Source organism: Variovorax sp. F042, from assembly GCF_057814215.1.
Window position 1 is genome coordinate 97402 of sequence record NZ_JBVASX010000014.1, and the last position, 24125, is coordinate 121526.

General features: G+C 66.3%; 20 protein-coding genes and 1 pseudogene. 16 read left to right on the top strand and 5 right to left on the bottom strand.

Annotation, left to right across the window (positions count from 1 at the left end; translation table 11 throughout):
* Nucleotides 1-23: 23 nt before the first annotated feature.
* From ACZYSP_RS29615 to ACZYSP_RS29635, 5 genes are read left to right on the top strand one after another with little or no spacing between them, the layout of a single operon-like run.
* Complete coding sequence (locus ACZYSP_RS29615) at nt 24-1502, top strand: NADH-quinone oxidoreductase subunit M (RefSeq protein ID WP_093079915.1); 1479 nt, start codon at nt 24-26, stop codon at nt 1500-1502.
* A 24-nt stretch (nt 1503-1526) separates the two neighbouring features.
* The gene (gene nuoN, locus ACZYSP_RS29620; protein ID WP_093057842.1) at nt 1527-3014 is read left to right on the top strand and encodes an NADH-quinone oxidoreductase subunit NuoN; all 1488 of its coding nucleotides are present in this window, start codon (nt 1527-1529) and stop codon (nt 3012-3014) included.
* A gap of 14 nt (nt 3015-3028) precedes the next feature.
* Nucleotides 3029-3334, top strand: coding sequence for a DUF2818 family protein (locus ACZYSP_RS29625; RefSeq protein WP_093079917.1), 306 nt, complete (start codon nt 3029-3031; stop codon nt 3332-3334).
* 10 nt (nt 3335-3344) lie between these two features.
* Entirely contained in the window at nt 3345-3956 is a 612-nt protein-coding gene (locus tag ACZYSP_RS29630; protein ID WP_093079920.1) for an NUDIX domain-containing protein, read from the top strand.
* Between the two features lie 7 nt (nt 3957-3963).
* Nucleotides 3964-4413 (top strand): DUF1178 family protein, encoded by a 450-nt coding sequence (locus ACZYSP_RS29635; protein WP_093079922.1) that lies wholly within the window; start codon nt 3964-3966, stop codon nt 4411-4413.
* A 22-nt stretch (nt 4414-4435) separates the two neighbouring features.
* On the opposite strand, the gene ACZYSP_RS29640 is transcribed toward ACZYSP_RS29635, so the two are convergent.
* Entirely contained in the window at nt 4436-6220 is a 1785-nt protein-coding gene (locus ACZYSP_RS29640; RefSeq protein WP_093057838.1) for an ABC transporter transmembrane domain-containing protein, read from the bottom strand.
* A 77-nt stretch (nt 6221-6297) separates the two neighbouring features.
* Here ACZYSP_RS29640 and ACZYSP_RS29645 point away from each other — a divergent pair, with 77 nt between their 5' ends.
* The 4 genes and pseudogenes from ACZYSP_RS29645 to ACZYSP_RS29660 all read left to right on the top strand — a co-directional run.
* A complete protein-coding gene (locus ACZYSP_RS29645; protein ID WP_093057837.1) occupies nt 6298-6834 on the top strand; it encodes a MarR family winged helix-turn-helix transcriptional regulator in 537 nt (178 codons plus the stop codon).
* The gene (locus ACZYSP_RS29650; protein ID WP_093079927.1) at nt 6827-8302 is read left to right on the top strand and encodes an efflux transporter outer membrane subunit; all 1476 of its coding nucleotides are present in this window, start codon (nt 6827-6829) and stop codon (nt 8300-8302) included. Before ACZYSP_RS29645 ends, ACZYSP_RS29650 begins: the two co-directional genes overlap by 8 nt.
* Before the next feature lie 54 nt (nt 8303-8356).
* A complete protein-coding gene (locus ACZYSP_RS29655; protein ID WP_093079930.1) occupies nt 8357-9691 on the top strand; it encodes an HlyD/EmrA/EmrK family protein in 1335 nt (444 codons plus the stop codon).
* 47 nt (nt 9692-9738) lie between these two features.
* Nucleotides 9739-11304 (top strand): annotated as a pseudogene (locus ACZYSP_RS29660) (DHA2 family efflux MFS transporter permease subunit); the annotation flags it as partial.
* Between the two features lie 56 nt (nt 11305-11360).
* On the opposite strand, the gene ACZYSP_RS29665 reads toward ACZYSP_RS29660, so the two are convergent.
* The gene (locus ACZYSP_RS29665; RefSeq protein ID WP_093079932.1) at nt 11361-12560 is read right to left on the bottom strand and encodes an AGE family epimerase/isomerase; all 1200 of its coding nucleotides are present in this window, start codon (nt 12558-12560) and stop codon (nt 11361-11363) included.
* A 256-nt stretch (nt 12561-12816) separates the two neighbouring features.
* On the opposite strand from ACZYSP_RS29665, the gene ACZYSP_RS29670 reads away from it, so the two are divergent.
* The 6 genes from ACZYSP_RS29670 to ACZYSP_RS29695 all read left to right on the top strand — a co-directional run bounded on the left by ACZYSP_RS29670 (nt 12817) and on the right by ACZYSP_RS29695 (nt 18722).
* Nucleotides 12817-13587, top strand: a complete 771-nt coding sequence (locus tag ACZYSP_RS29670) for an ABC transporter ATP-binding protein (RefSeq protein ID WP_093079935.1) — start codon at nt 12817-12819, stop codon at nt 13585-13587.
* Entirely contained in the window at nt 13587-14294 is a 708-nt protein-coding gene (locus ACZYSP_RS29675) for an ABC transporter ATP-binding protein (protein ID WP_093079937.1), read from the top strand. Before ACZYSP_RS29670 ends, ACZYSP_RS29675 begins: the two co-directional genes overlap by 1 nt.
* Before the next feature lie 113 nt (nt 14295-14407).
* Entirely contained in the window at nt 14408-15556 is a 1149-nt protein-coding gene (locus ACZYSP_RS29680; protein WP_256216924.1) for an ABC transporter substrate-binding protein, read from the top strand.
* Between the two features lie 54 nt (nt 15557-15610).
* A complete protein-coding gene (locus ACZYSP_RS29685; protein ID WP_093079940.1) occupies nt 15611-16807 on the top strand; it encodes an ABC transporter substrate-binding protein in 1197 nt (398 codons plus the stop codon).
* Between the two features lie 42 nt (nt 16808-16849).
* The gene (locus ACZYSP_RS29690) at nt 16850-17725 is read left to right on the top strand and encodes a branched-chain amino acid ABC transporter permease (protein WP_093057828.1); all 876 of its coding nucleotides are present in this window, start codon (nt 16850-16852) and stop codon (nt 17723-17725) included.
* Nucleotides 17726-17735: 10 nt separating this feature from the next.
* The gene (locus ACZYSP_RS29695; RefSeq protein ID WP_489018038.1) at nt 17736-18722 is read left to right on the top strand and encodes a branched-chain amino acid ABC transporter permease; all 987 of its coding nucleotides are present in this window, start codon (nt 17736-17738) and stop codon (nt 18720-18722) included.
* Between the two features lie 53 nt (nt 18723-18775).
* Here the strand turns inward: ACZYSP_RS29695 and ACZYSP_RS29700 are convergent, their stop codons facing one another.
* The 3 genes from ACZYSP_RS29700 to ACZYSP_RS29710 all read right to left on the bottom strand — a co-directional run bounded on the left by ACZYSP_RS29700 (nt 18776) and on the right by ACZYSP_RS29710 (nt 21501).
* Complete coding sequence (locus ACZYSP_RS29700; RefSeq protein WP_093079945.1) at nt 18776-19249, bottom strand: YXWGXW repeat-containing protein; 474 nt, start codon at nt 19247-19249, stop codon at nt 18776-18778.
* Nucleotides 19250-19345: 96 nt separating this feature from the next.
* Nucleotides 19346-20416, bottom strand: a complete 1071-nt coding sequence (locus ACZYSP_RS29705) for a lipocalin-like domain-containing protein (protein ID WP_489018040.1) — start codon at nt 20414-20416, stop codon at nt 19346-19348.
* Nucleotides 20416-21501: a PLP-dependent cysteine synthase family protein gene (locus ACZYSP_RS29710; RefSeq protein WP_489018042.1), complete on the bottom strand. Its 1086-nt coding sequence runs from the start codon at nt 21499-21501 to the stop codon at nt 20416-20418. Before ACZYSP_RS29710 ends, ACZYSP_RS29705 begins: the two co-directional genes overlap by 1 nt.
* Nucleotides 21502-21610: 109 nt before the next feature.
* Here ACZYSP_RS29710 and ACZYSP_RS29715 point away from each other — a divergent pair, with 109 nt between their 5' ends.
* Complete coding sequence (locus ACZYSP_RS29715) at nt 21611-24112, top strand: penicillin acylase family protein (RefSeq protein WP_489018044.1); 2502 nt, start codon at nt 21611-21613, stop codon at nt 24110-24112.
* Nucleotides 24113-24125 lie beyond the last annotated feature (13 nt).

Consider the following 24125-nt stretch of genomic DNA (forward strand, 5'->3'; position numbering starts at 1 on the left):
CCTAGCGCTGGAGAAAAAGAAAAATGGGTTTGTTGAGCCTTGCCATCTGGGTGCCGATCGCATTCGGCGCCGTGCTGCTGGCGTTTGGCCGTGACGAGCATGCCAAGGGCGTGCGCTGGGTCGCGCTAGTCGGTGCCATCGTGAGCTTCCTGGTCACGGTGCCGCTGTTCACGCGTTTCCAGAACGGCACTGCCGCGATGCAGTTCGTCGAAAAGACGGGCTGGATCGCACGCTTCAACGTCAACTACCACCTCGGGATCGACGGCCTGTCGCTCTGGCTGGTGCTGCTGACGTCGTTCATCACGGTCGTCGTCGTGATCTCGGCCTGGGAAGTGATCACCGAGCGCGTGAACCAGTACATGGGCGCGTTCCTGATCCTGTCGGGCTTCATGATCGGCGTGTTCTCCGCGCTCGACGGCGTGCTGTTCTACGTGTTCTTCGAAGCCACGCTGATCCCGATGTACCTGATCATCGGCATCTGGGGCGGCCCGAACAAGATCTACGCGGCGTTCAAGTTCTTCCTGTACACCTTGCTCGGCTCGCTGCTGATGCTGGTTGCGCTGATCTTCCTGTACAACAAGTCGGGCGGCAGCTTCGACATCCTGGCCTGGCACAAGCTGCCGCTGGGTTCGACCGCGCAGACCTTCCTGTTCTTCGCCTTCTTCGCGGCCTTCGCCGTGAAGGTGCCGATGTGGCCGGTGCACACCTGGCTGCCCGACGTGCACGTCGAGGCGCCCACCGGTGGCTCCGCCGTGCTGGCCGCGATCATGCTGAAGCTGGGCGCCTATGGCTTCCTGCGCTTCTCGATGCCCATCGCGCCCGATGCCTCGCACGAATGGGCCTGGCTCATGATCGCGCTGTCGCTGATCGCCGTGATCTACGTCGGCTTGGTGGCGCTGGTGCAGCAGGACATGAAGAAGCTGGTGGCCTACTCGTCGGTCGCCCACATGGGCTTCGTGACGCTCGGCTTCTTCATCTTCAACGAGCTCGGCGTGTCCGGCGGCATCGTGCAGATGATTGCGCACGGTTTCGTGTCGGGCGCCATGTTCCTGGGCATCGGCGTGCTGTACGACCGCGTGCACTCGCGCCAGATCGCCGATTACGGCGGCGTGGTCAACACCATGCCCAAGTTCGCCGCGTTCGCGCTGCTGTTCGCCATGGCCAATTGCGGCCTGCCGGGCACCGCCGGTTTCGTGGGCGAGTGGATGGTGATCCTGGGCGCCGTGAAGGCCAACTTCTGGATCGGCCTCGGCGCCGCCACCGCGCTGATTTTCGGCGCGGCCTACACCCTCTGGATGTACAAGCGCGTGTACCTGGGTCCGGTCGGTAACGACCACGTCAAGGAACTCAGCGACATCAACGCCCGCGAGTTCCTGATGCTGGCACTGCTGGCCATCGCTGTGCTGTGGATGGGCCTGTTCCCGAAGCCGTTCACCGACGCGATGAACGCCTCGGTGACCGAGCTCCTGCGCCACGTGGCAGTTTCGAAGCTGCCTTCCTGATGCCACGCTGAAGAAGAGAACGAGATGATTGACAAACTCAGCTGGGTCACGATCTACCCCGAAATCGTGTTGCTGGTCATGGCCTGCATCATTGCGCTGGTCGACCTGTCGGACACGAGCCCGCGCCGTACCCGCACCTATGTGTTGACGCTGGCCACGCTTGCCGTGGTCGCCGTGCTGTCGGGCCTGCAGGCCCTTGACGCCAAGACGATCTACGGCTTCGGCGGCATGGTCGTCAGCGACCCGATGGGCAACTGGCTCAAGTGCTTCGCCACCGTCGCCCTGATGGTCACGCTGGTCTACGGCCGTCCCTATGCGGCCGACCGCGAGATGCTGCGCGGCGGCGAGATGTTCACCGTCAGCATGTTCGCGCTGCTGGGCATGTTCGTGATGATCTCGGGCAGCAACTTCCTGCTGATCTACCTGGGCCTCGAACTGCTCACGCTGTCGAGCTATGCGCTGGTGGCGCTGCGCCGCGACAACGCGGTGGCCAGCGAAGCGGCGATGAAGTACTTCGTGCTCGGCGCCATGGCCAGCGGCTTCCTGCTGTATGGCCTGTCGATGATGTACGGCGCGACCGGCTCGCTCGACGTCAACGAAGTGTTCAAGACCATCGCGAGCGGCAAGGTGAACCACCAGGTGCTGGTGTTCGGCCTGGTGTTCATCGTCGCCGGCCTGGCCTTCAAGGTGGGCGCTGCGCCGTTCCACATGTGGGTGCCTGACGTCTACCAGGGCGCTCCGACTGCGATCACGCTGCTGATCGGCGCCGCGCCCGAGCTGGCTGCCTTCGCGATCATCATCCGCCTGCTGGTCGACGCTCTGCAGCCGCTTGCCATCGACTGGCAGCAGATGCTGGCCGTGCTCGCCATCGCCTCGCTGCTGGTTGGCAACCTGGCCGCCATTGCGCAGAGCAACCTGAAGCGCATGCTGGCCTATTCGACGATCTCGCAGATGGGCTTCATGCTCCTCGGCCTGGTCGCCGGCTCGGACCAGCAGGGCACCTACAACGCCCAGTACGCCTACAGCGCCTCGATGTTCTACATCGTGACCTACGTGCTGACCACGCTGGCCAGCTTCGGCATCATCCTGCTGCTGGCGCGCGAAGGCTTCGAAAGCGAAGAGATCACCGACCTGGCTGGCCTGAACCAGCGCAGCCCGCTGTACGCCGGCGTGATGGCCATTGCGATGTTCTCGCTGGCCGGTCTGCCGCCGCTGGTCGGCTTCTACGCGAAGCTGGCCGTGCTGCAGGCGCTGATTGCATCGGGCCACGCCATCTACATCGGCCTGGCCGTGTTCGCGGTGATGATGTCGCTGATCGGCGCGTTCTACTACCTGCGCGTGGTCAAGGTCATGTACTTCGACGCACCCGTCACGGCCACCACCGTGTCGGCGCCGCGCGACGTGCGCACGGTGCTCACGATCAACGGTGCGCTGATCCTGATCCTGGGCATCGTGCCCGGCGGCCTGATGACACTTTGCTACGACGCGATCGTGGCAACCCTGGCCCACTGACGCGGCCCGACCTGGTGTCGCAAACCGCGTCGGTCTGGGTCGTTCTGCTGGTGGCCCTGGTGGCTGCCAACCTGCCGTTCTTCAACGACCGCCTGTTCGGCGTCGTGCCGCTGGTGACGAAACCCAAGTCGCTCGCGGTGCGTCTCGCCGAACTGGTGGTCTTGTACTTTCTGGCCGGCGGTATCGGGCTGCTGTTCGAGCGCAGGGCAGGGCAGATTGCCCCGCAGGGCTGGGAGTTCTATGCGGTGACTGGCGCGCTGTTCATCGTGCTGGCCTTTCCAGGATTCACCTGGCGCTATCTGATGAAGCACAGGCATTGACGAGGACGACATGACCACGCCCATCGACACCACCGATTCCCATCTGAAGGAAGAGCTCACGAGCCGCGAAGAGCTGTTCAAGGGCAAGTTCCTGGAGGCCAGGCGAGACACCATCCGGCTGCCCGATGGCCACAGCGCCACGCGCGAGTACGTGGTGCATCCGGGCGCCGTGGTGGTGATTCCGCTGCTGGACGACGGCCGCGTGGTGCTGGAGCGGCAGTTCCGCTACCCGGTCGGCCACGTGATGATCGAATTTCCGGCGGGCAAGCTCGATGCGGGCGAAGACCCTTTCGATTGCGGCCGGCGTGAACTGATTGAGGAAACCGGCTACACCGCGCGCGAATGGGCGCATGCGGGCGCCATGCACCTGGCGGTGGCGTACTCGACCGAAATCATCCACATCTACTTCGCGCGCGGCCTTTCACTCGGTGAGCGGCAGCTCGATCATGGCGAGTTTCTCGACGTGTTCACGGCCACGCCCGATGAGCTGGCCGGCTGGTGCCGCGACGGCAAAGTGACCGACGCCAAGACCCTGACCTGCACGCTCTGGCTGCAGAACGTCCTTTCGGGCGCATGGACACTGGATTGGAAGGCTGCCCCTGCGGAAGGTCACGCGGGATAATCCGCGGATGAAGGTTCTCAATCTCCGCTGCGCGCACGGCCACGGCTTCGAGGGCTGGTTCGCGTCCAACGAGGCCTTCGATAGCCAGTTGGCCAGCGGACTGGTCGAGTGCCCGGTCTGTGGCGACACCGCCATCGTCAAGCTGCTGAGCGCGCCGCGCCTCAATCTGGGCAATGCCAAGGCGCCTGAGGCTGCGGCACCGACTGCTGCCTCGAACGTTTCCGCCGAACTCTCACCCGAAGCCCGCTGGATGCGCGCCGTGCGCGAGGTGCTGGCAAAGACCGAAGACGTCGGCGACCGCTTTGCTGACGAAGCCCGGAAGATGCACTATGGCGAAGCCCAGGAGCGCGGCATTCGCGGCCAGGCGACGCCGGAGCAGACCGAAGCGCTGCTCGACGAAGGCATTCCGGTGATGGCGCTGCCGATTCCGGCGGCGTTGAAAGAAACCCTGCAGTAATCGACCAGCCGGTCGCGGCTGCTCAGGCCGTGAACTGAAGCGCAGCCAGGCGCGCGTATACACCGCCCTGCGCGACCAGCGTCGCATGCGTTCCCTGCTCGACGATTCCGCCGTGGTCCAGCACCACGATGCGATTGGCCTTCTGCACCGTTGCCAGCCGGTGAGCGATGACCAGCGTGGTCCGGTTTTCCATTGCCGATTCCAGTGCCGCCTGCACCATGCGCTCGCTTTCCGCGTCGAGTGCGCTCGTGGCTTCGTCGAGCAGCAGCAGCGGCGGGTTCTTCAGGATCGCGCGCGCAATCGCGATGCGTTGGCGCTGTCCGCCCGACAGCCGCACGCCGCGCTCGCCGAGGAAGGTGTCGTAGCCCTCGGGCAGCGCCTGCAGGAAGTCGTGGGCAAAGGCGGCGCGTGCTGCGGCATGCACTTCCTCGGTTGTCGCCTCGGGACGGCCGTAGCGGATGTTCTCGAACGCGGTGGTCGAGAAGATCACCGCGTCCTGCGGCACGAGGCCGATGCGGGTGCGCAGGTCGGGCAGGGCGAGCGAGGCCAGCGGCGCGCCGTCGAGCAGCAGGCGGCCCGATTGCGGGTCGTAGTAGCGCAGCAGCAACTGGAACACTGTGCTTTTGCCCGCGCCGCTCGATCCCACCAGGGCCACGGTTTCGCCCGGCGCGACTTCGAGGCTGAAGTCGCGCAGTGCCGGTGTGCCTGGTCGGGATGGGTAATGGAAGGTCACCGCATCGAACTTGATCGTGCTGCCCGCCACGGGGACGGGCGTGACCGTCGGGCTCGGCGGTGAAAAGATGGCGGCGGGCGCATGCAGCAACTCCATCAGCCGCTCGGTCGCGCCGGCGGCGCGCAGCAGGTCGCCGTACACCTCGCCGAGCACCGCAGTCGCGCTGGCCAGGATGGCGACGTAGACGACGGTCTGGCCCAGGTGGCCGGCCGTGATGTCGCCGCGCAGCACCGCCTGCGTGCCTTGATAAAGGCCCCAGAGCAGCGCTGCCGAGGTCGCGATGATGATGAACGCCACCAGCACCGAGCGTGCCTTGGTGCGGCGCACGGCGGTGCGAAAGGCGTTCTCGGTCGAGCCGTTGAAGCGCGCGGCCTCGCGGCCTTCAGCCGTGTAGCTCTGCACCACGGGAATAGCGTTCAGCACCTCGGCGGCAATGGCGCTCGAATCGGCCACGCGGTCCTGGCTGGCGCGCGACAGCTTGCGCACGCGGCGGCCGAACCACATGCTCGGTAGAACCACCAGCACGAGGATGCCCAGTACCTGCACCATCACGTAAGGATTGGTCCAGATCAGCACCGCCAGGGCGCCCACGCCCATCACCGCGTTGCGCAGGCCCATGCTCAGCGACGAGCCGACGACCGTCTGTACCAGCGTGGTGTCGGCCGTCAGGCGCGACAGCACTTCGCCGGTCTGCGTGGTTTCGAAGAAGACGGGGCTCTGTTTCAGCACATGGCCGTAGACCGCGTTGCGGATGTCGGCCGTCACGCGCTCGCCCAGCCAGCTCACCGTATAGAAGCGCGCCGCCGAGAAAACGCCCAGCGCCACGGCCACCGCGAAGAGGGCGCCGAAGTGCTCGCGCAGCGCCATGGTCTGGGCGCCTTTGTCGGTACTGATCAAGCCGCCGTCAATCAGACTGCGCAAAGCGATAGGGAAAACCAGCGTGGTAACCGCCGCCAGCACCAGAAAGAGGGCTGCCAGCACGATCTGCACGCGGTAGGGGCGAAGAAAAGGGCTCAGGCCCGACAGCGACCGGGGCGAGCCCTTGGCCATGGAAGACGGTGGGGTAGAAGCCATGCGCCGATTCTAACGATCCCTTGCCTCCACAAAGGCGGCCTTGACAATTACTGCCGCGGCAGCTAATATTTTGCCCCATGAGCGATGCAAACATTCCAGTAGCCCCGTCGGTCCCTGCCGACGCCGAGCGTCGCCCGCCTGTCTTCTATCGCGCGGAGACCTACTCGACCGAAGAGAGCATCGGTTATCTGATGCGCCGCATCATCACTTTGGTTGGTCAGGCAGTAGAAACCCGCATGTGCGAGCCCGGCGGCCCGACCTATCCGCAATGGTTGCCTCTCTACAAGCTGCACACCGGCGCCGCCACCACCGTGGCCGAACTGGCCCGCGCCTGCGAGCTCGACACCGGCGCCATGACGCGCCTGCTCGACCGCCTCGAAGCCAAGGGCCTGTGCCGCCGCGTGCGCTCGCTCGAAGACCGCCGCGTGGTCAACATCGAACTCACCGACGAAGGCCGTGCCGCCGCCAAGGAAGTGCCCTACGTGCTCAGCCGTGTGCAGAACGAACACCTCGCTGGCTTCAGCGCCGAAGAATGGGAGCAGCTCAAGGGTTACTTGCGCCGCATCCTCGACAACGCCCAGGCCCTCGCGGCCCGTGGAGATAAAAATGACTGATTCCCTCGCCGTGCGCGCTGTGCGTCGCACCCCCGTCGTGGCCGCAGCATTGCTCGTGGTCGCACTTGCCGGATGTGCCGACATGGCCGGCATCGGCTCGCAGGCCAAGCTGCGCGACGCCTCGTCGCTGGGCATCGCGCCCGACAGCGCCGCGGCGCCTGTGTCCCGCCTCGACAGCCAATGGTGGCTCGCCTTCGGCGACACGCAGCTCAATTCGCTGATCGACCAGGCCGTGGCCGGCAACCCCAACCTGCAGGTCGCGCAAGCCCGCCTCGCGCGCGCGCAGGCCTCCGCCGACATCGCCGGCTCGGCCCTCAAGCCGAAGGTCAACGCCGAGCTCGACCTGGATCGCCAGAAGTTCAACAGCAACTACATCTACCCCGCACCGCTGGGCGGCTCCACGCAGAACATCGGCCTGCTGCAGCTCGGCGCAAGCTGGGAGCTCGACTTCTTCGGCAAGAACCGCACCGCGCTCGACGCCGCCATCGGCTCGGCGAATGCCGCGGCTGCCGATGCGGATGCCGCCCGCGTGCTGCTCGCGAGCAACGTGGCACGCAGCTACTTTCAATGGGCGCGCCTGAACGACCAGCTCACCGTCGCCCAGCGCACGCTGGCGCAGCGCGACGAAACGCTCAAGCTCGTGCGCGACCGCGTGTCCGCCGGCCTCGACACCCGCCTTGAATTGCGCCAGAGCGAAGGCGGCCTGCCCGAGGCACGCCAGCAGATCGAATCGCTCAACGAGCAGATCGCGCTGCAACAGCACGCGCTCGACGCGCTCGTCGGCCAGCCGAATGTGTCGGCATCGCTCAAGCCGCCGGTGCTTGCTGGCGTCAAGCCGATGGCACTGCAGGGGAGCATTCCGGCCGACCTGCTCGGCCGCCGCGCCGACATCGCCGCCGCGCGCTGGCGCGTCGAGGCAGCCACGAGCGACGTGGCCAACGCCAAGACGCTCTTCTATCCCAACGTGAACCTCACGGCCTTCGTCGGCTTCCAGAGCCTGGGCTTCGGCAAGCTGCTGAAGTCGGGCAGCGAGCAGTGGGGCGTGGGCCCGGCCATCAGCCTGCCGATCTTCGAAGGCGGCAAGCTGCGCGCAAACCTGCGCGGCAAGTCGGCCGACCTCGACGTGGCCATCGAAAGCTACAACGCCACCGTGCTCGACGCGGTGCGCGACGCGGCCGACCAGGTCACGAGCGCGCAGTCGATCACGCGCCAGCAAACCGAACAACGCGCAGCGCAGACCGCTGCCGAAGGCGCCTACGACATCGCCGTGCAGCGCTACCGCGCGGGCCTCGGCAACTACCTCAACGTGCTGACCGCGGAAACCTCCGTGCTGGCGCAGCGCCGGCTGGCCGTCGACCTCGCCGCCCGCGCGCTCGACACGCAGGTGGGCCTGGCGCGCGCGCTGGGCGGCGGCTGGCAGCCCCCGGCCACGGCCACCGCCTCGGCCCCCGCGGCCGCAGTGAACTGAACAAGAACCGACCAGAACTGACCCGACTTCCTCGTCTTCGGAAAGAACTTCATCATGAGCGACAACAACACTCCGACGCCCGCTGCAGCTGCAGCTCCTGCAGCCTCCGAGGCGCCCGCCAACAGCGGCAAGCGCCGCCGCGCACTCACCGCGCTCGCCGCGGTGGTGATCGTCGTCGGCGGCGGCTGGGGCCTCTACGAATGGCTGGTTGCCAGCCACTACGAGGACACCGACAACGCCTACGTGCAGGGCAACGTCATCCAGATCACGCCGCAGATCGGCGGCACCGTGATGGCCATCGGCGCCGACGACACCGACTTCGTGAAGGCCGGCCAGCCCCTGGTGCAGCTCGACCCAGCCGATGCCAAGGTGTCGCTCGAACAGGCCGAAGCCGCCCTCGCGCAGGCCGTGCGCCAGGTGCGCACGCTGTACGCCAACAACGGCTCGCTGGCCGCGCAGGTCACGCTGCGCCAGTCCGACATCGTGAAGGCGCAGAGCGACATCGCCAAGGCGCAGGACGACCTGCAGCGCCGCCGCGCGCTGTCGGGCAACGGCGCCGTGTCGAAGGAAGAACTCAACCACGCCGAGACGCAGCTCGACACCGCCAAGAGCGCACTCGCCGCGGCGCAGGCCGGCGTGGTCGCCGCGAAGGAAGCGCTGGTCAGCAACCAGTCGCTGACCGACGGCACCAGCGTGGCCCAGCACCCTAGCGTGCTGGCCGCCGCCGCCAAGGTGCGCGAGGCCTACCTCGCCACCCAGCGCGTGGCCATGCCCGCACCGGTCGACGGCTATGTCGCCAAGCGCACCGTGCAGCTCGGCCAGCGCGTGGCCGCCGGCACGCCGATGATGTCGATCGTGCCGCTCAACCAGCTGTGGGTCGACGCCAACTTCAAGGAAGTGCAGCTGCGCAACATCCGCATCGACCAGCCCGTGAAGCTCACGGCCGACGTGTACGGCAAGAAGGTCGAGTACACCGGCAAGGTTGCGGGCCTGGGCGTCGGCACCGGCAGTGCGTTCGCGCTGCTGCCCGCGCAGAACGCCACCGGCAACTGGATCAAGGTGGTGCAGCGCGTGCCCGTGCGCATCGCGCTCGACCCCGAGCAGCTCAAGGCCAACCCGCTGCGCATCGGCCTGTCGATGGACGCCGAAGTCGACATCTCGTCCAAGAGCGGCAAGATGCTCGCCGACGCGCCGCGCGCCACTGCGCTGACGCAGACGGCCGTGTACAGCCAGCTCGACCGCGGCGCCGACGCCGAAGTCGACCGCATCGTCGCGGCCAACCTCGGCCGCAGCGCACCGGCAACGGCCACCGCGCCGTCGAAGGGCTCGGCGGCACCGTCGAGCGCGCCCGCCGCGGCATCGGTGGCAGTGCAGGGGCAGCCGGGCTGATCGCCCGCGCTTCCCTCGGGTAATTCAGGCAAACAGTTCGCGCGACCGCAATGGCCACCGCTGCTCCTGCTTACGTTGCGCATCCACCGCTCGAAGGCGCAGCCCGCGTCTGGGGCACGGTAGCGCTGTCTGCGGCAACCTTCATGAACGTGCTCGATTCGTCGATCGCGAACGTGTCGTTGCCCGCCATCTCGGGCGACCTGGGCGTGAGTACCACGCAAGGCACCTGGGTCATCACCAGCTTCGCGGTGGCCAACGCCATCGCGGTGCCGCTCACGGGCTTCATGACGCAGCGCTTCGGACAGGTGCGCCTGTTCATGGCCAGCGTGATCCTGTTCATGGTCGCCTCGCTGCTGTGCGGCCTGGCACCGAACATGACGACGCTGATCGCCTTCCGCGCGCTGCAGGGCTTCGTTGCGGGTCCGATGATTCCGCTGTCGCAGACGCTGCTGCTGTCGAGCTATCCGCGCGCCAAGGCAGGCCTTGCGATGGCCATGTGGTCGATGACCACGCTGGTCGCGCCGGTGATGGGGCCGCTGCTGGGCGGCTGGATCACCGACAACATCTCGTGGCCGTGGATCTTCTACATCAACATCCCCGTGGGCATCGTCGCGGCCGCCATCACCTGGACGCTGTACCGCAAGCGCGAGAGCAGCACGCACAAGGTGCCTATCGACGCCGTCGGCCTCGCGCTGCTGGTGCTGTGGGTGGGCTCGCTGCAACTGATGCTCGACAAGGGCAAGGAGCTCGACTGGTTCCACTCGGCGCAGATCGTCACGCTGGCGGTGGTGTCCGTAGTCGGCTTCGCGTTCTTCCTGGTCTGGGAGCTGACCGACAAGCACCCGGTGGTCGACCTGTCGCTGTTCAAGCGCCGCAACTTCTGGTCGGGCGCCGTGGCAACGGCCGTGGCCTACGGCCTGTTCTTCGGCAACGTGGTGCTGCTGCCGCTGTGGCTGCAGCAGTGGATGGGCTACACCGCCACGCAGGCGGGGATGATCATGGCGCCCGTGGGGCTGCTGGCGATCTTCTTCTCGCCGGTGGTGGGGCTCACGGTGGCCAAGATCGATCCGCGCCGCTACGCGACCTTCTCGTTCCTGGTGTTCGCACTGGTGCTGTGGATGCGGTCGAACTTCAACACGCAGGCCGACTTCGTCACCATCATCATCCCGACGGTGATCCAGGGCATCGCGATGGCGTTCTTCTTCATCCCGCTCGTGACCATCACGCTGTCGGGCCTCACGCCAGACCGGATCCCGGCCGCGTCGGGGCTGTCGAACTTCCTGCGGATCACTGCGGGTGCGATGGGCACGTCGATCACCACCACGCTGTGGGACAACCGTGCCACGCTGCACCATACGCAACTGGCCGAGACGATCAACCAGGGCAACAACGCAGCCACGAGCGCGATGTCTGGGCTCAACGCCAGCGGCTTCAGCGCCGACCAGGTGCTGGGGCAGATCAACCGCATCGTCGACCAGCAGGCCTACATGCTGGCCACGAACGACATCTTCTACGCGTCGGCGATCCTGTTCCTGCTGCTGATTCCGCTGGTGTGGCTGGCAAGGCCGCAGAAGGGCGGCGCTGGTGGCGACGCCGCAGCCGGAGCACACTGACCGCGCATCGTCCTCACACCATTCACCCCCAGCCTCCGCAAGGAGCCTGGGGGTTCTTATTTGCGCAGCGCCCTGAGCACGTCGTGGCACGCGCCCATGGTGTGATAGTCGGTCTTGCCGGCGGGGCTCTTCTCGTCGCTGATCTTCCGGTTCTGCGGCGTGAGGATGCGATACCAGGCACCGTACCGGTGGTCGACGAAGTGCTCCCAGCTGTAGGCCCAGATGCTGTCGTACCAGTCCCAGTAGCTGGCCTCGCCGGTGCGCACCGCGAGCAGGGCGGCCGCCGCGAAGCTCTCGGCCTGTACCCAGAAGTACTTGTCGTCGTCGCTCACTTTGCCGTCGGGGCCGAAGCCGTAGACCAGCCCGCCGTTGTCGGCGTCCCAGCCGCGGAACATGGCGGTGTCGAAGAAATGGCGCGCGCGCGGCACGATCCAGTCGGCCGTACGGTCTTTGGTGGCGAGATGGCCTTCGAGCTGCAGCAGCAGCTTGGCCCATTCGGTCAGGTGGCCGGTCTGGAAGCCCCAGGGCCTGAAGATGTTGCTCTTGTCTCCGCGGTTGTAGTCCCAGTCGACCGACCAGTCTTCGCGGTAGTGTTCCCAGACCAGTCCGTCTGCCAGCGCGGCCTGCTTGCCGGTCACTGATTCGGCCACTGCCAGCGCGCGGTCGAGGTAGCGCGTTTGCTGCGTGGCTTCGAATGCGGCCATCAGGGCCTCGCAGGCGTGCATGTTGGCGTTCTGTCCGCGATAGGCGCCGATGCGCCAGTCGGTGGTGGCCTCGTCGGCATAGAGCTGGTGCCGTGGCTCCCAGAAATGCTGCTCCATCAGTTGCCAGGTGTGCTCCAGCCCCGCATACGCTTCCTCGATGCCGGCCATCAGCGCATGCGCTTGCGCGAGCAGCACGAAGTCCAGGCCGTAGCAGTGATTGGTGCCGTCCTGCACGGTGGCGCGCTGCTGATGCCAGTCGATCTGCCATGCATAGCCGCCACCCGGCTGCCGATGCGCATGCTCGACGAACGCAAGGCCGTGCCGCGCGGCTGCAAGATGCGCGGGAATGCCGAAGCGGCGATACGCCATCGCATGGTTGAACACGAAGCGCGTGCTGCTCACGAGATGGCGCGTACGCCGGTCGTACACCGTGCCGTCGTCCTTGAAGAAATGAAAGAAGCCGCCCGTGGCATCGAGGTCGCGCGGCTCGTAGAAAGCCAGCGTGTGCAGGATGTGGTCGGTCAGGAAGTCGGGAGAGCGGAAGTCCGGCATGTTGGTTGCAGTCTACGCAGACCCCAGTGCGCACCGGCTTGGGGTTTCCGATGCCGCCGGAGCTTTCTTTGTCGTCACAACGACAGTCCCCGATTCGAATGTGCGCCGGTCCGTGCAGGTTGCACTGCAGCATAGGCATTTGCCCCAGTATGCAAGCGGGGTAGGCCCACGAACAATCGGTCCGCGCTCGATGGTGGCGCATTGAGATGGACCGCATGACCGATATTCTTTTTCCGTACCCGGGCGACTTCGCGAGATGAGCGACGTCATTCTCGAAACACGCCAGCTCACCAAGGAATTCAAAGGGTTCACGGCGGTCAGCAAGGTCGACCTGTCGGTGGTGCGCGGATCCATCCACGCGCTCATCGGTCCGAACGGTGCCGGCAAGACGACCTGCTTCAACCTGCTCACCAAGTTCCTCGAACCGACCACCGGTACGATCCTGTTCAACGGGCAGGACATCACCGGCGAGCGGCCCGCGCAGATCGCGCGGCGCGGCATCATCCGCTCGTTCCAGATCTCGGCCGTGTTCCCGCATCTCACGCTGCTCGAGAACGTGCGGCTGGGCCTGCAACGCAGGCTGGGCACCTCGTACCACTTCTGGAAGAGCGAGAAGTCGCTCAAGCCATTGGATGCCAGAGCCCGCGAGCTGCTGGCTGAAGTCGGCCTCGAAGAACTCGCCGACGAACAGACCGTGAACCTGCCCTACGGCCGCAAGCGCGCGCTCGAGATCGCGACCACGCTCGCAATGGAACCCGAGCTGATGCTGCTCGACGAACCTACGCAGGGCATGGGCCATGAAGACGTGCACCGCGTGGCCGAACTCATCAAGCGCGTGTCGGCCGGACGCACCATCCTGATGGTCGAACACAACATGAGCGTGGTCTCGACCATTGCCGACACCATCACCGTGCTGCAGCGCGGCGCCGTGCTGGCCGAAGGCCCGTACGCCGAAGTCTCGAAGAACCCGCAGGTGATGGAAGCCTACATGGGCACCACCGACGGCCAACTCCAAGGGGCCCACTGATGACCGCCGCATTGGAAATCAAGGGCCTTCAAGCCTGGTACGGCGAATCGCACGTGCTGCACGGCGTCGACATGGTCGTGCAGCCCGGTGAGGTAGTCACGCTGCTGGGCCGCAACGGCGCGGGCCGCACCACCACGCTGCGCGCCATCATGGGCCTGACCGGCGCACGCAAGGGCAGCATCGAGGTCAATGGCAAAGAGACCATCGGCATGCCGACGCACCGCATTGCGCACCTGGGCATCGGCTATTGCCCTGAAGAGCGCGGCATCTTCGCCAGCCTCTCGTGCGAGGAAAACCTCCTGCTGCCGCCCGAACTCAAAGGCGCGGGGCAGGGCATGTCGGTCGAAGAGATCTACGCCATGTTCCCCAACCTGGCCGAGCGCCGCAACAGCCAGGGCACGCGCCTGTCGGGCGGCGAGCAGCAGATGCTGGCCGTGGCGCGCATCCTGCGCACGGGCGCCAAGCTGCTCTTGCTCGACGAGATTTCCGAAGGCCTCGCGCCCGTCATCGTGCAGGCGCTGGCCCGCATGATCACTACGCTGCGCTCCAAGGGCTACACCATCGTCATGGTGGAGCAGAACTTCCGCTTCGCCGCGCCGCTGGCCGACCGCTTCTACGTGATGGAGCACGGCCGCATCGTCGAGAAGTTCGGCGCTGCCGAGCTCGAAGCCAAGATGCCAGTGCTCACCGAGCTGCTCGGCGTCTGAAGCAAAAGACACGTCCACAAGACCTTTTCTCGCATCCCACAAAGATTTCTTCAGGAGACAACACCATGAACAAAAAACTCGGCCTCATCGCTACCGCCGTCGCTGTCCTTGCCATGGGCGCAGGCGCCGCGCAGGCGCAGGAAAAAGTGAAGATCGGCTTCGTCACCGACCTGTCGAGCCTGTATGCCGACCTCGAAGGCAAGGGCGGCGCCACCGCCATCCAGATGGCCATCGACGACTTCGGCGGCAAGGCGCTGGGCCAGCCCATCGAGCTGCTGGTTGCCGACCACCAGAACAAGGCCGACATCGCCGCCTCCAAGGCCCGCGAATGGATCGACACGGCCGGCGTGACCATGGTCTTCGGCGGCACCAACTCCGGTACCGCGCTGGCCACCGCCAAGGTTGCGGAAGAGAAGAAGCGCGTGTACTTCAACAACGGCGCAGGCAGCTCGGTGCTCACCAACGAGCAGTGCAGCCCCTATACCATCCACTACGCCTACGACACCGTGGCGCTGGCCAAAGGCACCGGCGCGGCGGTTGTAGACCGCGGCGGCAAGAGCTGGTTCTTCCTGACGGCCGACTACGCCTTCGGCCACGCGCTCGAAGCCGACACCACCAAGGTGGTGAAGGAAAAGGGCGGCACGGTGGTGGGCGCGGTGCGCCATCCGCTGAACGCTTCGGACTTCTCCTCGTTCCTGCTGCAGGCGCAGAACTCCAAGGCGCAGATCCTGGGCCTGGCCAACGCCGGTGGCGACACCATCAACTCGATCAAGGCGGCCAAGGAATTCGGCATCAACAAGACCATGAAGACCGCCGGTCTGCTGGTCTTTCTGAGCGACATCCACAGCCTGGGCCTGAAGAACACCGAAGGCCTGCTGCACACCACCAGCTGGTACTGGGACCTGAACGACGAATCGCGCAAGTTCGCCAACCGCTTCTTCGAGAAGACCAAGCGCATGCCGACCGACGTGCAGGCCGCCGACTACTCGGCCACCATGACCTACCTGAAGGCCGTGGCCGCCGCCAAGACCACCGACTCCGACAAGGTGATGGCGCAGCTCAAGAGCACCAAGGTCGACGACTTCTATGCCAAGGGCACCATCCGTGCCGACGGCAGCTTCATCCACGACATGTACCTGGTCGAAGTGAAGTCGCCCGCCGAATCGAAGAAGCCCTGGGACTACCTGAAGGTGCTCAAGACGCTGCCGGGCGACCAGGTCTTCACGACCAAGGCCGAGACGAAATGCGCTCTCTGGAAATAACCGGCTGACGCCGCGCCAGACCCTTCCACCGAAGTCAACCGAGAGAACCATCCCATGAAACGCACGCTCATCGCCTCTGCCTGCCTCGCCGCTACCTGCCTCATGGCCGTTGGCGCCGCGAAGGCCCAGGACAAGGTCAAGATCGGTTTCATCACCGACATGTCGAGCCTCTACGCGGACGTGGAGGGCAAGAACGGCGCCCTCGCGATCCAGATGGCCATCGACGACTTCGGCGGCAAGGTCAACGGCATGCCCATCGAGCTGCTGCAGGCCGACCACCAGAACAAGGCCGACATCGCCGCCTCCAAGGCGCGCGAATGGATCGACACGCAGGGCCTGACGATGCTGTTCGGCGGCACCAGTTCGGGCACCGCCCTGGCCATGGCCAAGGTGGCGCAAGAGAAGAAGCGCGTATTCGTCGTGAACGGCGCGGGCAGTTCGGCGCTCACCAACGAGCAGTGCAGCCCCTACACCGTGCACTACGCCTACGACACCGTGGCGCTGGCCAAGGGCACCGGCAGCGCGGTGATTGCGCGCGGCGACAAGAGCTGGTATTTCCTCACTGCCGACTACGCCTTCGGCCAGGCGCTGGAGGCCGATGCCTCCAAGGTCGTGAAAGAGAAGGGCGGTACGGTGGTGGGCAGCGTGAAGCATCCGCTCAACACCTCCGACTTCTCTTCGTTCCTGCTGCAGGCGCAGAACTCCAAGGCCCAGGTGCTGGCGCTGGCCAATGCAGGCGGCGACACCATCAACTCGATCAAGGCGGCCAAGGAATTCGGCATCACCAAGACCATGAAGATGGTCGGCCTGCTGGTGTTCGTGACCGACGTGCACAGCCTGGGCCTGAAGAACACCGAAGGCCTGCTGCTCACCACCAGCTGGGACTGGAACCTCGACGACAAGACGCGCGCCTTCGGCAAGCGCTTCTTCGAGAAGACCAAGCGCATGCCCACCGACATCCAGGCCGCCGACTATTCGGCCACCATGACCTACCTGAAGGCCGTGCAGGCTGCCAAGACGGTCGATGCCGACAAGGTGATGGAGACGATCAAGGCCACGCCCATCGACGACTTCTACGCCAAGGGCACCGTGCGCGCCGACGGCCGCTTCGTGCACGACATGTACCTGGTGCAGGTCAAGTCGCCGGCCGAATCCAAGCAGCCGTGGGACTACTACAAGGTAATCCAGAAGCTCAAGGGCGAAGAGGTCTTCACGACGAAGGCCGAGAGCAAGTGCGCCCTCTGGAAGTGATCCCCCGCGGGCGCGCAGCCGCCCGGGTTCGTTGAAACGCTTATGACCATTTCCCTTCCCGCGCTTTTGAGCCAGCTCCTCCTGGGGCTGGTCAACGGCTCCTTCTACGCCATCCTGAGCCTCGGGCTGGCGGTGATCTTCGGCCTGCTCAACGTCATCAACTTCGCACATGGCGCGCTGTTCATGCTCGGCGCTGTCCTCACGTGGATGGCGATGGAGTACCTCGGCGTCAACTACTGGGTGATGCTGATTGCGGCGCCCGTCGTCATCGGCATCTTCGGCGTGCTCATCGAGCGCCTGCTGCTGCGCTGGATCTACAAGCTCGACCACCTCTACGGCCTGCTGCTCACGCTTGGGCTCACGCTGCTGATCGAGGGCGTGTTCCGCTCGATCTACGGCGTGTCGGGGCTGCCCTACGACGCGCCCGATGCGCTGTCGAGCGCCACCGACCTGGGCTTCATGGTGCTGCCGAACTACCGCGCCTGGGTGGTCGTTGCCTCGCTCGTGGTGTGCTTCGCCACCTGGTACGTGATCGAGAAGACGCGCCTGGGTGCCTACCTGCGCGCCGGCACCGAGAACCCGCGGCTCGTGGAAGCCTTCGGCGTCAACGTGCCGTTGATGATCACGCTGACCTACGCCTTCGGCTGCGCGCTCGCGGCCTTCGCAGGCGTGCTGGCCGCACCGGTGATGCAGGTGTCGCCGCTGATGGGGCAGAACCTCATCATCGTGGTGTTCGCCGTGGTGGTGATCGGCGGGATGGGCTCCATCATGGGCGCCATCCTCACGGGCCTCGGGCTCGGTGTGATCGAAGGGCTCACCAAGGTTTTCTATCCCGAGGCATCGTCTACGGTTGTGTTCGTGATCATGGTCATCGTGCTGTTGATTCGCCCCGCCGGCCTGTTCGGCAAAGAGAAATAAGGCGAACGGCATGAACATGAAAAAAATCTCCACCATCGTCTACGCCTTGCTGCTGGTCGCGCTGCTCCTGGCGCCGTTCTTCGGCGCCTACCCGGTGTTCGTGATGAAGCTGATGTGCTTCGCGCTGTTCGCCGCGGCCTTCAACCTGCTGTTGGGCTTCACGGGCCTGCTGTCGTTCGGCCATGCGGCCTTCCTTGGTGGCTCCGCGTACGTTGCGGGCCATGCGATCAAGGTCTGGGGCCTCACGCCCGAACTGGGCCTGATCGCGGGCACGCTCACTGGCGCTTTCCTCGGCTGGCTCTTCGGCGTGCTGGCCATTCGCCGGCAGGGCATCTACTTCGCGATGATCACGCTGGCGCTCGCGCAGATGATGTTCTTCGTCGCGCTGCAGGCCAAGTTCACGGGCGGCGAAGACGGCCTGCAGGGCGTGCCGCGGGGCAAGCTCTTCGGCCTGATCGATCTGTCGAACGACCTCACGATGTACTACGTCGCGCTGGTCATCGTGGTCGCGGCCTTCCTGCTGATCGTGCGCACCATCCACTCGCCCTTCGGCCAGGTGCTCAAGGGCATCAAGGAGAACGAGCCGCGCGCGCTGTCGCTGGGCTACGACGTGAGCCGCTTCAAGCTGCTGGCCTTCGTGATCTCCGCGGCGCTGTCGGGCCTGGCCGGTTCGCTCAAGACGCTGGTGCTGGGCTTCGCCACGTTGTCGGACGTGCACTGGACCGCCTCGGGCCAGGTCATCCTGATGACGCTGGTGGGCGGCCTCGGCACGCTTTCGGGTCCGCTGGTGGGCTCGGCGGTGGTGGTGCTGCTGGAGAACAAGATCGGCGAACTCGGCAACTTCCTGGCGCGCATCACGACGATCGACTGGTTCAATACGCTGGGCGAGTCGGTGACCATGGTCACGGGCCTGATCTTCGTGATCTGCGTGCTGGCGTTCCGCAAGGGGATCATGGGCGAGATCATTGCGTTCATCGAGCGGCGACGAGCCAAATAGCAAGCAAGGCAACTGCAATGAAAAAGGGAGCCGAGGCTCCCTTTTTCATTGCATCAGCAGTTGCCTTTTTTCGCCTGGCCGGGCGGGCAGAAATCGCCGCGGTCGCGATCGTGGTCATGGCCGCGCCGATAGTCGCGATCGTGGTCGCGGCGGCGATGCTCTTCTTCCCATTCGCGTTCGCGGCGCGCTTCACGGTAAGCCTCACGCCGGCGCCAGTCGCCTTCGGTCCAGCGCCAGCCGCCGCGGTCCTCGACCCAGCGGCCAGGGGCATAGGCGTAGCCTGCGCGCTCGGGCTGCCAGCCGCCCGGACGCCATCCGTAGGCACGGCCGTCCCAGGCCCAACGGCCCGGCACCCAGACGAAGCCGCCGCGCGGCGGTGGCAGGGGTTCGTAGCGTGGCGGCGGCGGCGCCGTCATCACCAGCCCGGGCACATTGATGTTCACCGAGACCTGCGCGTTGGCGGCAAGGGGGCTCGCAAGGATGGAAAGGGCGCCGGCCACGGCCAGCACGGCAAGTCGAATCTTCATGATGGGGATCCTCTGGTTTTCAGATGAGTTCTGGACATTATTCCCAACGCACGCGGGAGGCGGCTGGTTGTCAGTGCTTGTGCGCGGCTACAACGGTTACAGCTTCAGCGGTGCGGCGTAGCCGGTCATTTCCAGGTAGCCATGGCCCACACGGCGCCCCTGGGCATCGAGCAGGTCGCTTACGCCTTCCCAGTACACACCGCCGGTCGAGCCTCGGCTGTCCAGCTCCTGGTCGTCGAGCAGGGCGCGCACCTCGAAGCTGCCAGAGGGCGTCTGTACGCGCCATTGCGTCGGGTACTTTGCCTGCGTGCGCGGGCTGTCCCAGGTCTTGAGGCTCTCGAAGCGCACCTCGTCATTCTTGAAGGTGCGAGCCACGCCATCGCGCGGGCGGAACGAGCCGCCGGCCCACAGCGCGCTGCCGTCGCTGCGCCGCAGATGGAAGGCGGTGAGGGCGCTGCCGTCGTCGAGGTTCATGCCGATCCAGTCCCAGCCCACGGCCTCGGGGTGCATCAGCGCTTCGCTCCATTCGTGGTCGAGCCACGCGGTGCCGCCCACGTCGAAGGCTTGCCCCTTGAGCGTGAGCTTGCCTTGCGCCTTGAGCTGCGGTTCGCTGTAGTAGTAGCTCGCCTGCGATTCATCGGGGCCCTTGCGCGAGAGGCCGGCGTTGCCTTGCAGCAGCACCGGCTGTGTCGGCGTGAAGCGCAGGTCGAGCGAGAACTCGCCGGCCGGAATGCGCGCGACGTAGATGCCGTCTTTTTCCCGCACCAGCGACCAGTCGCGGATGCGCACATCGGTGTCGCTCGTGCTCGCCTCCGCTACGCCGAAGCCCGCGCGCGCGATGCGCTGGTCGTGCAGCAGCACGCGGCCTTGCAGGTCGGTGACGGCTGCATGCGCGAACACGAGGTGCTTCGCCGCGAAGGCCGAGCGCATGCCCTGCGTGGCCTCGACGCGCGAGCGGAAGAAGGTCACCTGGTAGCCGAACTCGCGCCCTGCCGGCGTCTTCGCATGGCCGGTGATGTACCACCACTCGGTGCGCAGGTCGGGGTGGCTGCCGAAGTCGCGCGGAAACTCCAGCCGGCGCTCGGGCAATGCCCATGCCGCCAGCGGACCCGCCGCGAGCGCCGCCAGCAGCAGGCCGCGGCGCGACAGCAGTGGCATGGGAGACATCACGATGCCACCAGCGCATCGATGCGCTGCTGCGCCGGCCCGATGTCGCCGAAGGCGTTGCGCACCCAAGCCGCGTCGTGGTAGCTCGGCAGGTAGCGCTCGCCCGCATCGCACAGCAGCGAAAGAATGGAACCCTGCTGCCCGGCCGCGCGCATCTCCTGCGCCACGGCCAGCATGCCGATGAAGTTGGTGCCCGTCGACGGCCCGACCTTGCGGCCCAGCAGCACCGACAGCGCATGCATGGCCGCCACCGAATCGAGGTTGGGCACTTCGATCATCCGGTCGACCAGCGTGCGGATGAAGCTGGGCTCCACGCGCGGCCGGCCGATACCCTCGATGCGCGAGCCGGCGGCCGTCAGCGTGGCGTCGCCCGTGCGGTGGTAGGCCGAGAACACCGAGCCTTCGGGGTCGGGCACGCACACCTGCGTGTCGTGGCAGCGATAGCGCAGGTAGCGCCCGATGGTCGCGCTGGTGCCGCCCGTGCCCGCACCCACCACGATCCACTTCGGCACCGGATGCCGCTCGCGCGACATCTGCTGGAACATGCTCTCGGCGATGTTGTTGTTGCCGCGCCAGTCGGTCGCGCGCTCGGCATACGTGAACTGGTCCATGTAGTGGCCGCCGGTTCGCTCGGCCAGCGCGCGGGCTTCTTCGTACACCTGCGCGGCATGGTCGACGAAGTGGCAGCTCGCGCCGTAGAAGGCGATCTGCGCGATCTTTTCGGGCGAGGTGGTGCGCGGCATCACCGCGATGAAGGGCAGGCCCAGCAGCCGCGCGAAGTAGGCCTCGCTCACGGCCGTCGAGCCGCTCGATGCCTCGACGATGGTCGTGCCTTCGCGCACCCATCCGTTGCACAGCGCATAGAGAAAGAGCGAACGTGCGAGCCGGTGCTTGAGGCTGCCGGTCGGGTGCGTCGATTCGTCCTTCAGGTACATGTCGATGCCGTGCGCCGCGAGCGAGGGCAGGGGCAGCGGGATCAGGTGCGTGTCGGCACTGCGCTGGTAGTCGGCCTCGATGCGGCGGATTGCGCCGCCGAGCCAGCCGCTGCAGTAAGACGAGGAGGTGGAAGGTGTTTGCTGCTGCATATCGGCGCCAGTCTACAAGTCATGCCTTGTAACGCCCACAAGGTGCGATGAGGCGCGCAAATCGGGATACTGTGCCCTGCCATCTACAACAAGGCAGGAGACGAGACACATGAAAAGAACAAACCTGCGCCCCGCATCGCGGCGCTCGTTAGGTCAAAGGCATTCCTTCGGCGCGGTTGCGTTCGCGGCCCTTCTGCTCGCGGGTTGCGCGTCGGGGCCTCCCGGTTCGCAGACGTCCACGCGTCCTTCCTCATCGTTCGCCGTGCCCGGTCTCGAGAAGCCGGCTGAGGTGCTGGTCGACCGCTGGGGCGTGCCGCATCTTTATGCGGGCACGCTCTACGACGCATTCGTGGCGCAGGGCTTCATCGCCGCGCGTGACCGGCTGTGGCAAATGGACCTCTGGCGCAAGCGCGGCCTCGGCGAAATGGCGAAGGATTTCGGCCCCGCATGGGTCGAGAACGACCGCGCCGCGCGTGCCGTGCTCTACCGCGGCGACATGTACCGCGAGTGGCTGGCCTATGGCTCGGACGCCAAGCGCGTGGCCGAGGCTTTCACGGCCGGGGTCAATGCCTACGTGGCGCAGGTGCGCGCGCAGCCTTCGTTGCTGCCGCCGGAGTTCGCACTGCTGGGCTACCAGCCGGCCACGTGGTCGCCCGAAGACGTGGTGCGCATCCGGCATCACGGCCTCACGCTCAACTTCACGTCGGAGATCGATCGCGCCCGTGCGTACTGCGCGGGCGGAGCCGGCATCAAGGCCGACTGGCTGCGCCGCGAGCTCGATCCGCCGATCAACCCGCGCGTGCCGCCGGGGCTCGACCCGTGCACCATTCCTGCGGCCGAACTGCGCGCGGCCTACATGCGCGCAACCGAGTCGCCGCAGTTCACCAAGGCCAACACGCGGCTGGCGTCACCGGTGGCCCAACTGCCGGGCAGCGACGAAGCAGAACAACTGCAGGCCTCGCAAGGCGACCCGACCGGCGCCTACGGCAGCAACAACTGGGTGATCTCGCCGAAGCTCACGTCCACCGGCCGTCCCATCCTGGCCAATGACCCGCACCGCGCCCACGGTGCGCCCAGCCTGCGCTACATGACGCACCTGAGCGCACCGGGCATGGACGCCATCGGCGCGGGCGAGCCCTTCCTGCCGGGCCTGTCGATCGGGCACAACGGCACCATCGCCTTCGGCCTCACGCGCTTCTACATGGACCAGGAAGACCTGTACGTGTACCAGCTCAACCCGCGCAATGCCAACGAGTACCGCTACCAGGGTCGCTGGGAGCCGATGGTGCGCGTCACCGAACGCATCGCGGTCAAGGGCGAGAGCGCGCCGCGCGAGGTGGTCAACACCTTCACGCGCCACGGCCCGGTGCTGCTGGCCGAGCCGGGCAAGCAGCGTGCGTATGCCTTGCGCGCGGCGTGGCTGGAGCCCGGCATGGCGCCGTACTTCGGTTCCATGGACTACATGCGCGCGCGCAACTGGGACCAGTTCCGCGCGGCCATGAACCGCTGGGGCGCGCCCGGCGAGAACCAGGTCTATGCGGACACCAGCGGCAACGTCGGCTGGATTCCCGGCGGCCTCACGCCCATCCGGCCCAACTGGGACGGGCTGATGCCGGTGCCCGGTGACGGGCGCTACGAATGGTCGGGCTTCCGCAACGGCGACGAGCTGCCTTCGGAGTTCAACCCGGCGCGTGGCTATGTGGTGACTGCCAACGAGAACAACATTCCGCCAGACCATTCCGCCGCGAAGAAGGGCGTGGGCTACGAGTGGAGCGACGCGGCGCGTGCGCGACGCCTCAAGGAATTGTTCGCGGCCAAGGTGGCGGCGGGTTCGCGCTTCTCCGTCGAAGACTCGGAGCGCATGCAGAACGACATCGTCGCGACGCCCGCGCAGCGCGTGCTGAAGCTGCTGGCCGGCCTGCGCAGTGACGACGCCCAAACGGCAACAGCGCTGCGCATGCTGCAAAGCTGGGACGGCACCATGGACCGCGACAGCGCAGCCGCCGCGCTGTACGAGGTGTGGAGCAGCAAGCCGCTGCGTGCCGCCGTGCTCAAGGCCGGCGCAGGCGATGCAGGCGCCGCGCTGGCCGCGCCCGGCGACAACACGCGAATGGTGCTGCTGCTCGAAAACCCCTTCGGCTGGGTTACGAACGAGCAACGCGATGCGCTGCTGCTCAAGACCTTGCCGGCAGCGATGCAGGAGCTCAGTGCCAAGCTCGGCCCCGACCCCGCGGCCTGGAAGTGGGGCGCGCTGCACCGCGCCGAGTTCCGCCATCCGCTCGGTGGCGTGGTCGATGCCGCCACGCGCAAGAAGCTCGACGTGGGCGACTGGCCGATGTCCGGTTCTTCCTTCACGCCGATGGCGGCGACCTACCGGGCCAGCGACTACAAGCTGACGGCGGGCGCATCGTTCCGCATGGTGCTGGACGTGGGCAACTGGGACGCCTCGCGCGTCATCAACACACCGGGCCAGTCGGGCAACCCGGAGAGCCCGAACTACCGCGACCTTGCGCCGCTGTGGCTCGAAGGCAAGTACGTGCCGCTGGTCTACAGCCGGGGGGCTGTCGAGAAGGAAACGGTGGAGCGTATCCAGTTGACTCCGGCGCGCTGAGACGCCGAGGGCG